Here is a 12,070-nt window from a genome sequence, read left to right as displayed (position 1 = left end):
CGGGTTTGCGGCTGGACATTGGCCAGGCTTCGCGACAGGGTGAGCCGACCAAAACGAGGGTGGTTAGAGCATGGTTGGCTTTCCGAAAATCTGGCTGCTGCGGCACGGTGAAACCCATTGGAACGCCCAAGGGCGCATTCAGGGGCAGTTGGAATCTGACCTGACGGCGTTGGGCAAAGAGCAGGCCCAGGCTCAGGCCCGGATCATGGCTCCTGTGCTCGCCGCCAATCCCGCCTGTTTTGTGTCTCCGTTGGGGCGCGCCCAGCAAACCGCACAGATCGCCCTGGGTGGGCGCAGTTTTACGACCGATCAACGGTTGGCCGAAGCCTATGCCGGGGCACTTCAGGGGCTGACCCGGCCCGAGGCCGATTCCCGATGGCCGGGGATCATTGCCGCCAATCCCAATTCTCTGGATTTATTCTGTGAGGCACCGGATGGCGAAGGGTATGCCAGTTTTCTTGCCCGTATCAGTGATTTCATGACGCACCTTCGCGGGCCATCGGTGGTGGTTGCACATGGGTTGCTGGGGCAGGTCATTCGTGGCCTCGTTCTGGGGTTGGAACGCAGGGACATGGCTGTTTTGCCGAATGAACAGGGCTGTGTCTATCTGCTGGAAAACGGAACCGAAACCGTTTTGCGCTGACGGTTTCGGCCGTGGGTCTCAGGTCCGTCCAACATTGGTCGCAGTCCGGGTGGTCCGCGGTCGCCGTCAAACAGACCCTATGGCGATGTGATCGCATACGACACCACCGGCGCTTTGATCTTTGAACCCAGTCGTGTGGATCGGGGACGAAAAAAAATCATTCAGAAGGAAAAAATGCTCAACAAGCCTCTTGCGCGTGGGCTCAGCTTTGGCTAAATCCACCAGCGCGGGTGATTAGCTCAGTTGGTAGAGCGCTTCGTTTACACCGAAGATGTCGGGAGTTCGAGCCTCTCATCACCCACCATCCATCTCTTTGAAAATAATTCGCTTTTGAAATAAGAGATGCGATGTTTTGAAGTGTCCCCTGGTTCCGTGATCCTAAGTGTTCGCTTTCCTCACAACTCGAATCTGCGGGACGTCGACAGCATCGGCGGCCGTGCGCTGGTCGTCTGGGGAACAACGTGGATAACCGTTGGTAACGCAAAGCCCATGTTTGACGTGATTAAAAGGCGCTTTCAGTCCAAAGAAGGCAGGATCGGTTAACGCAGAGCGGCGGATGCCAGTCCTTCGCCGAGGTCGCTTCTGATGACAACTCTGCCCAGGAGGTGGGCTCCCGCAAGAGGACACATAGCTTGCCGAAACGAGCTGCTCTGCAAGTTCCCCATTAAGGTTGTATTATAAAAAGTATGATGCACGTATAGGGTTTTATTGACGCTGATTTGGGTGTAGTGCGTCGAATAATAGGCAAGACCAACGGAGTGCGTTCTGAAAAAAGTGTTCCGTTGCGTTCATAGGGTGATACCTCATTTAATATCGCGCTTATTGCGCCCAAGTAAGTGGACGAATTTGACATGATACCGGCCCCCAGCACTGATCTGAGCTCTTACTTCTATGTCGATGAACATGGCCAACTGGGAGACATAAGCAACAACGGTCGGGTCCCTGACGAAATTGTGGACTGGGACACAAGCGCTGTCACCGATATGTCAGAGATGTTTGGTGCCTATTTTGGGTTTTCAAACCCGATGAACCTGAACATTGGCAACTGGAACACCCAGAACGTAACAGACATGAGCGACATGTTCCTAAACGCGACCGTGTTCAATCAGGACATTGGCGGGTGGGACACCGGCAGCGTCACCAATATGCATCAGATGTTCAGAAACGCCGCGGCGTTCAATCAGGATATCGGGGATTGGAATACCGGAAATGTCACGGATATGAGCCGGATGTTCTATGATGCCGCGGCGTTCAATCAGGATATCGGGGCGTGGGACACCGGAAAAGTGACGCACATGAGCTGGATGTTCTATGACGTCCCTGCGTTCAATCAGGATATTGGCGGGTGGGATACCGGAAATGTGACGGACATGTCGCATATGTTTTCCGACGCACTTGCATTTGACCAAAACATTGGAACTTGGGATACTGGCAGCGTCATCACTTTTGGAGGCATGTTCCGGAGTGCTTCGGCCTTCAATCAAGACCTGAGTTCCTGGGACACCAGCAGCTCCACCTCCTTCAGCAGCATGTTTTACAACGCTTCATCATTCAATCAGGACTTGAGCTCCTGGGATACCAGCAATGTCACGAACTTCGGGCGCATGTTCCAAAATGCCGTTTCCTTTGACCAGGACCTGGGTTCCTGGGATACCAGCAATGTCACGAACTTCGGGCGCATGTTCCAAGATGCCGTTTCCTTTGACCAGGACCTGAGCGCCTGGAATACCAGCAATGTCACGAGCTTCGGGCGCATGTTCCAAAATGCCGCCTCCTTTGACCAGAACCTGGGCGCTTGGGATATCTCCTCTTTAACTAGGGCCTTCGACATGTTCTCCGGCTCGGGCATGAGCATGGAAAATTTCGACGCCACACTGGCTGGTTGGGCACGTCTTGATCCCGGTGAGGTTCGCATTCCAACTGGTATTAGACTTGGGGCGGAGGGCCTTTTTTACTCGGATCAAAAGGTCGTCAACACGCTACAGAATGATTTTGGTTGGGACATTCATAGAGGCAATTATTACCTGTTCGGAACCGAAGCGAACGACGTTCTGGATGACACGGCAGGTACTGCTGGCAATCGTTTTGACGGGCTTGAAGGTGACGATCATATCACCGGCAGCCGCTATAATGACACGCTCTCGGGCGATGCCGGAGGCGACACGCTGATAGGCGGGTTGGGCCTTGATGCGCTGATTGGCGGCGAAGGCGACGATGTTATCTACGGTGGTCTGATGGACGGCCCGTCCGAGGGTGATCTGGCCGACCGCATTCTGGCCGGATACGGCAATGACTATGCCGATGGCGGTTTCGGCAATGACGAGCTGTGGGGTCAGACCGGCAATGACACTCTGCTGGGCGGGTTTGGTGCCGATACGCTGATCGGTGGCGAAGGCCATGATGTTCTGACCGGCTCGGCGCTGAGTGACGTGATTTTTGGCAATTCTGGCGCGGATTTTATCAACGGCGGGTTTGGTCATGACCGGCTGAATGGTGGATACGGCGCGGATCGGTTCTTTCATGCCGGGGCCGAAGGTCATGGTTCGGACTGGATTCAGGATTACACGGCGGCAGACGGCGATGTTCTGCTCTGGGGTGGTGGCCCCGCGATGGCGGACGATTTCCAGGTCAATTTTGCCCATGCGTCGTATGCATCAGGGGACCGTTCCGGCGAAGATACAATCAGGGAGGGATTTGTGATCTACAAACCGACGGGGCAAATCATTTGGGCGCTGGTCGATGGTGAAGATCAATCCGAAATTAATATTCAAATTGGCGGTGAAGCATTCGATCTTCTCGCATAAATTCGCAATCACAATTCATAACCTAGACTTCCCTCGAATATTCAGCATGTATCGTTTTGATAAAAACTCACCAAGGTAATATCGAGGGGCGTGTAATGAATCAGATGTCGAAAACGATCGTGTGAATTCATGAGCATCAGAAACACAAATAGGAATGGCACACCTAGCGGAGCAAACTCCAGCGATGCCATTTATGGCGCGCCCGGAGATGACCTGTTCTTTGTCGGATCTGATAACAAGGCTGTTGCGCAAAGCGCTCCTTGGCGTGAGTTGGCCGTTTCGCGTTTGAGTTCGGGTGACGGCCTTGATCACGGCCCTGCTTGGAGCATGGTAGAGCGCCGATTGTTCCACAGCGCCCGACCCAGGGGCCGGGGTGCCCGCAGGGTTTTGTTCCACGCGACGGCAGCTGCACAGTCTGTTTGCCGGGCGCGGCCGTTGTGGCGGATCGGGGGCACCGCATCAGCGCCTCGTGCAATGATCGCCCATGGCACCGTCTGGATGTCGTTGCAGCCGAGGCAGATCCGAGTTCAAGCCAGCCTCCTGGCTACTCAGTGACTCTGGGGTGAATCGGTCTATTCTTTGGGTTGAGCGCAGTTTTCAAAGGACGAACACATGCTGGCACGTATTCAATGCCTGATCCTGATTGGGGCCACCTTGGGCCTTACAGCTTGTGTGCCGGAGCCCGGCACTCAAGCCTACCAAGACTATCAGACTCACAAGGCAAATCGTAATGCGGTGATGGGACAGGGTGGCCGCTGAGCAATGATCGTGTGAATGCCTGCGTGTTGGGGAGACCCTGTTGCGGGCCGGGAGCCACTGGGCACCGGATTTGGGTATGAAGAGACCGCAGGCAGCCTGACGCATGGATTACTCAGGAAGCCCAGCCGCACGCAGCCCCTCTTTAAAACGTGTCTGACCAATAGGATCAGTGATCTGGATGAAGCTTGTGGAAATGCTCGCATTGGGCATACGTTCTATGATGGCTTTGACCGTCTGACTTGCTTTGGTGTCGTCGCCAAGTTGTCCATAAGCAGCAGCGCGCCACCACAGATTTCCAATAAAGCGCGGGTTCTTTGAGCGCGCAGTCTCAAGATGTTCCAGTGCTTCGCCATATCGACCCTGAAGATAGATTGCCTGACCCAGCAACTGGTCGGCGAGCCAATTGTGAAATGGGTTCAACCGAACCGAAAGGCGCAGCAATTCCTCGGCCTCAGACCCGCGGCCAAGAAAGATCAGCGCCAATGCTGACCGGGTCAGCAGATTCGGATGGGCGGGTTCGAGCTCCATTGCACGCCTGAACTCGTCAAGCGCGCCTTCGTAGTCGCGCAAATTCAGAAGCGATTGTGCAAGAACCTGACGTGAATACCAGTCATCCGGTTCGAGACGCACGACCTCTCGTGCAATTTCAAGACCATTTTCAAGCGCAAGTCTGGGATCGTTCGCAACCCGGAAATAGCCGGTCTGGGTTTCGACAAATCCGAGCAACGCCGTGGCTCTCACGAATTCGGGATCCAGCGCCAACGCCTCTTGCGCCAGTACGCGCGCGCGCTGGTAGGAGATGGGAGTATTCACCCAGCTTGCCTCGTCCGCACGCGCCCACAGCAGAAAGGCCTCTGGGTTCTCTGTGAAGCGATGCCGGTCCTGCACGCGCTCCAAATCTTCGGAAAACTGCTGCGCGAGATGGGTGACAAGCGAGTCCTGCAATTCAAACACGTCCTTGGACGCACGTTCGATACGGTCGCTCCAAATTATGCGTCCTGACAGTGTTTCGATCAGCTCGGTGTCGACGCGCACTTGTTCGCCAGACCGCCGCAATGTGCCTCGCACGATATGAGCCACGCCCAGCTCTTCTGCCACCTTTGCGGGGCTCACCCTCTGGTCGCGGTATCGTTCCGTCGAACTGCTCGCAATGACGAACAGGCCATCGACTCGCGCCAGGCTGCGCGTGAGATCTTCGCCCACGGCCCTTGCCAGCAGTGCTTCTTCCTGGGTGCCGGACTGTGTCTTGAACGGGAGCACCGCGACGGAGGGCTTGTCTGGCAACGCCAGTTGCATCCTCGCAAGAGATGCGGCTTCCACGTCCTGGGGACGCAAACGGTCCCAGGCCAGCATGCCAACAAATGCCAACACCAGCAGCGCCACGCCCGCCGCACCAAATTTCCAAACGAACGTTTGGGGCCGTGACGTCGTCGCCGCATCAGAAGGTATACTCGGGTCGACCACATTGAACACACGCACTGGGCGGGCGATATTCTTGACCTGGATTTCGCCAAGGTCATGCAGAGTCACGTTCAACTTGTCCCGGATCTGATCGCGCGCCGACCGCGAGATTGCGATGCCACCGGGGTCCGCCAATGCCTCGATCCGCGCTGCAACATTTATGCCATCTCCATGGAGATCATCGCCTTCGACGATGACGTCACCCAAGTTTATCCCGATCCGCAAGGTCAGCGTGCTGTGGTCAGCAAGGTTCTTTTGGATGGCGGCTGCGCATTCGACAGCTTCGACGACGGAGGCAAATTCGGCCAAATACCCATCACCCATCGTCTTGAACAATCGCCCGCGATGGCGTTCAAGGGCCGGGGCGATGATCTCGTCGAATGCCGCGTTCAAAAGCGCGCGGGTGCCAGTTTCATCATTCTCGATCAATGAGGAATAGCCCACCACGTCGGCGGCGAGAATCGCTGCAAGTCGACGTTCTACTCTATTCTCAGTCAAGACAGGTCTCCCGAGCAGTCATAAAGAACAATTGCCGAAACGAGCTCAGATTGCACGATTATTCATGGAAACGTCCGTCGGTGATGCCAGCGCCGTCCAGGGGCGGGCGAAAACTATGCCCGGTGTTCTTTCAGCTTCACATTTTTGGCTGCGACTTCAGATCTGCTGTTGTTTCGTGTTCTCGGGCCCCTCGGAAATGAGGGAAGTGGTCCGAAACGTTCTTGCGGCGACGAAGGCCTGCGTCTGTTCCGACTTTCCAGGGCATATTGGAGCGCGAAACCAGCAGGCAGATTTCCTGTAACCGTGATAGATGGGGGCTCAAATCTGCCAATGCGTGGCGGATCGCACATTGGCGTGCCTGTCCGCTGGCTTGCCGGTGTCGGGCGGGCAGCGCCGGGAATGCGCCGACGGGTGAAGGATCGTGACGAAGCCTTGTCTCACAAGGGGTTAGTTGGGAAACCAAAAATAATTCCCACCAAACAGCAGAAAAACGCGAAACACTGCTTGACGATATCGGGGCTGGGCCATAATACACCCAAACGTTCAGCAAGACACGCTGAACAGACAGCGGGCGGTTGTAGCTCAGTTGGTTAGAGTACCGGCCTGTCACGCCGGGGGTCGCGGGTTCGAGCCCCGTCAACCGCGCCACTGCTGTCAGCCCCGACCCGGGGTCCAGAAATGGAAAATGGGTCCGGCCCGGATGGGCAACATAGGCCGAAAAGGTCATGCGCGGTTGTAGCTCAGTTGGTTAGAGTACCGGCCTGTCACGCCGGGGGTCGCGGGTTCGAGCCCCGTCAACCGCGCCACTTTTCTCAAAACAATCAATCTTATTCAGCGTTTCGACGTGAGGATAGCTGGTGGCACCCTTCCCACCTGCCGCGGTCTGTGGTTGCGTTCTGACAGGGCGGGGATCGGGATGGATGGCGCGTTTCCGGGGCTTTCAGTAGTCATAGCCAAGACGACGTTCCAGAGCGCAATCCAATCGTGCCCTGAGGAATTCGAGATCCGGCTGGCTCAGGATTTCTGGCGTGGGGGGGCGCGGACCGACGCGGCTTTTGAATTTTGAGCCGACGCGCCGGTGAACGCCTCGAAACATGTCGGGACGAGCAAAGGACAACGCATCCAGGAGCGCATGGGTCGCAGCCATTGGATCGGCTTGCACGACTTCGGCCCGGATCAGGATGAAATTGCAGTTGCGTTCGAAATAGCTCAGCAGCGCCTGAAGCTTGGCTGTGCGCATATCGAGAACCGTTTCAAAATGGCGGCCGGTAAGCGGATGGCGATCATGTTGCAGCGCCTGTCCGACAACACCCAAAGGGCCTGAGTTTTTGAAGTAATCCTCGCGGTCGATCTCGCTGTGCCAGGGCGTGCGCAGAAACTCGGAAAAGGTCAGCCTCTGAATGTCGGGGGTCGAATGCCAGGGTTTGGCGTGCAATGACCGAACCCAGGATGTCGCGTCGCGGACCAGACCGACAACCACAAGATCATCCGGGATCGCCATTGCATGGGGAAACCCGTGTTTCCAGCCCAGGACATCCGATGATTTCATCGGGGAATTTCGCCCCAAAAGCCGGTTGGTCAGGTTGGTACCCGAGGCCCGCTCTCCGATAACTTGAAACCGGGTTAAGGTGGTTGCCGGTTTCAGGTGGATTGCGATGCCGGTTTCGGCAAAATCTGTGGGAAGGGCATCAAAAGGGGGCATGGGCGCTCGATTTTATGATTCTCTTGTCGGCATATGTTCGCTAAGAATGGAGCAAAGAAAAAGGCGAGGGCAGGGCAGATCATGCAAACAGTTGCTGCATTGACGATGGTGCGGGACGATGCGTTCTTTCTCGAGGCCTGGTTGCGCCACTATGGCGAGATGCTGGGGCGCGAAAACTGTTATGTGGTCAACCACGGGCGTGGCACCGAGGTCGCCGATCTTGCCCAGGGCTGCAACATCATTGGCATCCCCGGAGACCCGCACAAGAGTTTCGACATGAAACGATGGCGGATGCTGAACAATTTCGTCATGGCGCTGCGGTGTTATTACAACCATGTCATCGTCGGCGATGTGGACGAACTGGTCGTGGTGGATCCGGCAACGGGTATGGATCTGCGGCAATGGTTGGAAACGGTCCCGGCCAACAGGGTTCTGACGCCGCTGGGGTTGGAAGTGATCCACCGGATTGACATGGAACACGAGACGATCGCCGGACCTATCCTGGGGCCACGGCGTCATGTGCGACCGGCCCCACATTATTCCAAGCCCTGCATTATCTCGACCGGGACCAAGATTGCCCGGGGTGGGCATTTCACCCAATACGGCAAACTGCACGCGCCGGATGAGCTGTTTCTGTTTCATCTGAAATACTGTGATCTGGGCAATTACGCCGCGACCATGGATCGCCGCAACCATGTGTCGGCAGCCACTGGAGCCACAATCAAGGAAGCTGCGATCGGGCGTCACTGGTTTGCTGAAGCACGCGGTGAAGACCGTGCGGTTTTTGAAGCCTTTGAGGGGTTGGAGATGCAGGAGGAGTTCAATCTGGAACCGCTGCGTCGCAAGATGCGCCGCACATTCCGGGCGCGGGGGGAAACCGGTTTTTTCGAGTTCGATCGCCCTGAGTATCACACGCAATATTTGCTGCCTGAGCGATTCTCCGGGTTGCTTTGACCGCCCGGTTGGGCGGAGGGCTGGATTAACGGCTGTGTTCGCGCCCGTCGCATCGGGGTCTCATCGCAAACTTTCTTGCTTATTGGGGCTCTGCCGCTCCTAACCATTGGGGCTCTGCCCCAAACCCCGAGGTATTTCGGACCAGAAAGAAGCAGGGCGCACCGACACGTGGAGCAGGCGGTCCCTGTGGTCTGGGGGATGTCGACGAGGGGCAGGCCATCAAATCGGAGCCATTGGGATGGGACGAGGGAGATCTGCCAGGCGCGGCAGCGCGTACCGGGTGCCTGTTGACCCGAGAGCCAAGCGGGGGCGCGGCCGAACCCTGACAAAAGCCTCAGGGGCGATGCATCGGATGATTTTCCCAAGGTGTACCGCTTCGGTTAGGTGAGCGTGACCATCTTTATGGACCTTGTAGACAACAATTGGTCGGCAAAGGATCCTGTGTTTGGCCTGTGGTCTGGGCGTGACCGGCGGGCAGCGCCCGAAGAGCGTGCGCTCCTTGGGGTGTTCAGGTGCGGGTCAGGGCATCGAGGATGCGCGCCCAGGAGCGGATGCCTTTGTGGAGTGAGACCCGTCCAGGAAACGCTCCGGGGGAGCGTTTCAGGGTTGAACGGGCGGAGCCCGAAGAGCGTGCGCTCCTTGGGGTGTTCAGGTGCGGGTCAGGGCATCGAGGATGCGCGCCCAGGAGCGGATGCCTTTGTGGAGTGAGACCCGTCCAGGAAACGCTCCGGGGGAGCGTTTCAGGGTTGAACGGGCGGAGCCCGAAGAGCGTGCGCTCCTTGGGGTGTTCAGGTGCGGGTCAGGGCATCGAGGATGCGCGCCCAGGAGCGGATGCCTTTGTGGAGTGAGACCCGTCCAGGAAACGCTCCGGGGGAGCGTTTCAGGGTTGAACGGGCGGAGCCCGAAGAGCGTGCGCTCCTTGGGGTGTTCAGGTGCGGGTCAGGGCATCGAGGATGCGCGCCCAGGAGCGGATGCCTTTGTGAAAGCTCTTCACGTCATATTTTTCATTTGGGGAGTGAATCGCGTCATCGTCATTGGCATAGCCGACCAGCATCGCATCCATGTCCAGCACAGATTTGAAGAACCCGGCAATTGGGATTGACCCGCCCATGCCGGTAAACACGGCCTCGCGGTCCCATTCGTCCGACAGCGCGCCGCGGGCGGCTTCGAATTCAGGGCGTGCGATGTTCATCACCGGTGCGGGCGAGCCTTCGAGGTCATTGTCCCAGGTGACGGTGGCGTCAGGGGACAGGCGCTGTTGCACATGGGCGCGGATCTTGTCGCGCAGCGCGTCGGGATCCATGTCCCCCACCAAACGGCAGGTGATCTTGCAGTGGGCCTCAGACGGGATCACGGTTTTGGACCCGGCCCCGTTGTAGCCGCCCCACAATCCGTTGATCTCCAACGTTGGGCGGGCCCATTGCTGTTCCAGGGTCGAATAGGCCTTTTCCCCGTGGGGTTGGCTGTATCCAACCGAGTTCAAATATTCAGCTTCGTCAAATCCGCAATTCTGCCACTGGCGCAGCTGTTCGGCGGAGACTTCGTGCACGCCTTCGTAGAAGCCATCCACTGTGACCGCGCCGGTGTCTTCGTCATGGAAAGAGGCGATGATTTTCGACATTTCCCGCAGCGGGTTCAGGCCGGGACCACCGTAATGGCCGGAATGCAGGTCGATCCGGGGGCCGGTGATTGTGAATTCATCCTTGAGCATGCCGCGCAGCTGCGAGGCAATCGACGGCACCCCGCGCGACACCATCGAAGTGTCACAAATCAACGCCAGATCGGCCTTCAGCTCGTCCGCGTTGTCCTGCATGAAGGGGATCAGCGAGGGCGAGCCGGATTCCTCTTCGCCCTCAAAGAAGAAGGTGATGCGGCAGGGCAGGGATCCGTGGACCTCTTTCCAGGCGCGGCAGGCTTCGACAAAGGTCATCAGCTGTCCCTTGTCATCCGACGCGCCGCGGCCCCGGATTACCTGTCCATTGGGGGTATCTTCGATCTGAGGCTCGAACGGTGGGGTGTTCCACAGGTTCAGCGGGTCGACGGGCTGGACGTCATAATGGCCATAAAACAGAACGTGGGGCACATCATCGCCCAGATCCTGGCCCACATGGCCAACCACCATGGGGTGACCGGGCGTGGGGCGTTTTTCGGCCGTGATCCCCATGCTGTTCAGGTCAGACACCAGCCAATCGGCGGCTTTATCACAATCGGATTTGAACGCGGGGTCGGTGGAAATCGACTGGATTCGCAGCAGATCCATCAACCGCTCCATCGCGGCGGGCAGGTCGGTGTCAATTCGGGCGAGAACGTCATCAAGCGACATCATCTGTTCCTTTGTCGAGGGTCATCTTTGGCGCGGAGCCTAGTGTGCATTGCGCCGGGGGGAAACTGCTTTTGTGCCCGATGCGGTGCTAACCGGCGGCGCGGGCCCGGACACAGATCCAGGGTCCTGATGTGGCGTTTTCGTATCCGCCACCTGAATAGGAGGTAACGGACAGATCCTGCCATGCGGCGGCGGTCTGATAGCGATGGTGGGCGTCATCCACGGTTAGATGATTGAAATAGCGCCCCGCGGAATCACGACCCTCTGTGCCTTGGGCCTTGTAGGTTGCCAGATGCCATCCCCCCGGACGCAGGGCGCGATGCACACGGGTCAGAATCTGAGTCAGCGCAGGGCGGGGGACATGCAGCAGGCTGGCGCTGGCCCAGATGGCATCAAATGTCTGGTCAAATGCGAGATCCTGAAACCGCAGCACCTGTACAGTCTGTCCGATCCGGCTTTCGGCCTGGCGGGCAATGGTGGTGGATCCATCACAGGCGGTGACATCAAACCCGCGACGGATCATTTCACCGCTGTCATGTCCGCCACCACACCCCAGATCCAGAATCCTGGCACCGGGCGGCAGATGATCAAGAAAGTCTTTCAAAAATCGATTGGTACCCTCTGGGCCGCTTCCCAGGTATACGGGCGCGGCTGTCTGGTAATAGGAGAGGGTGTCGAAATCGGTCAGTTTGGACAGCGTCATATGGCGACTGCTACAATGTTTCCGACTCTCGGACCACTGTCAGCGGACCACAAAACAGCGGCGAGAGGCGTTATCAAAGTGATGCTACATTGCGCGCGGATCGTCCTTTATCAGAAACATGGATGCCAAAACGTGATGATCTGTGCCGTTTTCACGCGCTTTCAGGCCGCTCTGCCTCTTGTTCGGATTTTGTGCTGAGGCTATTGACCCATGTCAAAGCTGC

The 12,070-nt window shown here is 57.4% G+C and carries 8 protein-coding genes and 3 tRNA genes; 7 read left to right on the top strand and 4 right to left on the bottom strand.

Going from position 1 to position 12,070, the window contains the following annotated elements; genetic code table 11:
• Window positions 1–70 precede the first annotated feature (70 nt).
• The 4 genes from QEZ52_RS13925 to QEZ52_RS13910 all read left to right on the top strand — a co-directional run bounded on the left by QEZ52_RS13925 (window position 71) and on the right by QEZ52_RS13910 (window position 4,206).
• Window positions 71–643 (top strand): histidine phosphatase family protein, encoded by a 573-nt coding sequence (locus tag QEZ52_RS13925; protein WP_406644983.1) that lies wholly within the window; start codon window positions 71–73, stop codon window positions 641–643.
• A gap of 228 nt (window positions 644–871) precedes the next feature.
• Window positions 872–947: transfer RNA gene (locus tag QEZ52_RS13920), tRNA-Val, on the top strand.
• Between the two features lie 547 nt (window positions 948–1,494).
• Window positions 1,495–3,447, top strand: coding sequence for a BspA family leucine-rich repeat surface protein (locus tag QEZ52_RS13915; protein ID WP_406644982.1), 1,953 nt, complete (start codon window positions 1,495–1,497; stop codon window positions 3,445–3,447).
• A gap of 612 nt (window positions 3,448–4,059) precedes the next feature.
• Entirely contained in the window at window positions 4,060–4,206 is a 147-nt protein-coding gene (locus QEZ52_RS13910) for a hypothetical protein (protein WP_406644980.1), read from the top strand.
• A 108-nt stretch (window positions 4,207–4,314) separates the two neighbouring features.
• On the opposite strand, the gene QEZ52_RS13905 is transcribed toward QEZ52_RS13910, so the two are convergent.
• Window positions 4,315–6,165: an adenylate/guanylate cyclase domain-containing protein gene (locus tag QEZ52_RS13905; protein ID WP_406644979.1), complete on the bottom strand. Its 1,851-nt coding sequence runs from the start codon at window positions 6,163–6,165 to the stop codon at window positions 4,315–4,317.
• Window positions 6,166–6,736: 571 nt separating this feature from the next.
• On the opposite strand from QEZ52_RS13905, the gene QEZ52_RS13900 reads away from it, so the two are divergent.
• Window positions 6,737–6,813, top strand: a tRNA-Asp gene (locus QEZ52_RS13900).
• Window positions 6,814–6,894: 81 nt separating this feature from the next.
• Window positions 6,895–6,971: transfer RNA gene (locus QEZ52_RS13895), tRNA-Asp, on the top strand.
• A gap of 134 nt (window positions 6,972–7,105) precedes the next feature.
• Here the strand turns inward: QEZ52_RS13895 and QEZ52_RS13890 are convergent.
• Window positions 7,106–7,867, bottom strand: coding sequence for a hypothetical protein (locus QEZ52_RS13890; protein WP_406644978.1), 762 nt, complete (start codon window positions 7,865–7,867; stop codon window positions 7,106–7,108).
• Window positions 7,868–7,948: 81 nt separating this feature from the next.
• Here QEZ52_RS13890 and QEZ52_RS13885 point away from each other — a divergent pair, with 81 nt between their 5' ends.
• Entirely contained in the window at window positions 7,949–8,821 is an 873-nt protein-coding gene (locus QEZ52_RS13885) for a glycosyltransferase family 2 protein (protein ID WP_406644977.1), read from the top strand.
• Window positions 8,822–9,749: 928 nt separating this feature from the next.
• On the opposite strand, the gene QEZ52_RS13880 is transcribed toward QEZ52_RS13885, so the two are convergent.
• Window positions 9,750–11,144, bottom strand: a complete 1,395-nt coding sequence (locus QEZ52_RS13880) for a M20/M25/M40 family metallo-hydrolase (protein ID WP_406650488.1) — start codon at window positions 11,142–11,144, stop codon at window positions 9,750–9,752.
• A gap of 88 nt (window positions 11,145–11,232) precedes the next feature.
• Window positions 11,233–11,847, bottom strand: coding sequence for a class I SAM-dependent methyltransferase (locus tag QEZ52_RS13875; protein ID WP_406644975.1), 615 nt, complete (start codon window positions 11,845–11,847; stop codon window positions 11,233–11,235).
• Window positions 11,848–12,070 lie beyond the last annotated feature (223 nt).

The sequence above is a fragment of the Aliisedimentitalea scapharcae genome, assembly GCF_045277565.1.
GTDB lineage: Bacteria > Pseudomonadota > Alphaproteobacteria > Rhodobacterales > Rhodobacteraceae > Aliisedimentitalea > Aliisedimentitalea scapharcae.
This window is presented reverse-complemented; position numbering and strand designations above follow the sequence as displayed.

Excerpts from the sequence above, each read along its gene's own strand:
- QEZ52_RS13915 (WP_406644982.1), top strand. The coding sequence starts at position 1,495 with ATGATACCGGCCCCCAGCACTGATCTGAGCTCTTACTTCTATGTCGAT.
- QEZ52_RS13910 (WP_406644980.1), top strand. The coding sequence starts at position 4,060 with ATGCTGGCACGTATTCAATGCCTGATCCTGATTGGGGCCACCTTGGGC.
- QEZ52_RS13875 (WP_406644975.1), bottom strand. The coding sequence starts at position 11,847 with ATGACGCTGTCCAAACTGACCGATTTCGACACCCTCTCCTATTACCAG.
- QEZ52_RS13925 (WP_406644983.1), top strand. The coding sequence starts at position 71 with ATGGTTGGCTTTCCGAAAATCTGGCTGCTGCGGCACGGTGAAACCCAT.
- QEZ52_RS13880 (WP_406650488.1), bottom strand. The coding sequence starts at position 11,144 with ATGTCGCTTGATGACGTTCTCGCCCGAATTGACACCGACCTGCCCGCC.
- QEZ52_RS13885 (WP_406644977.1), top strand. The coding sequence starts at position 7,949 with ATGCAAACAGTTGCTGCATTGACGATGGTGCGGGACGATGCGTTCTTT.
- QEZ52_RS13890 (WP_406644978.1), bottom strand. The coding sequence starts at position 7,867 with ATGCCCCCTTTTGATGCCCTTCCCACAGATTTTGCCGAAACCGGCATC.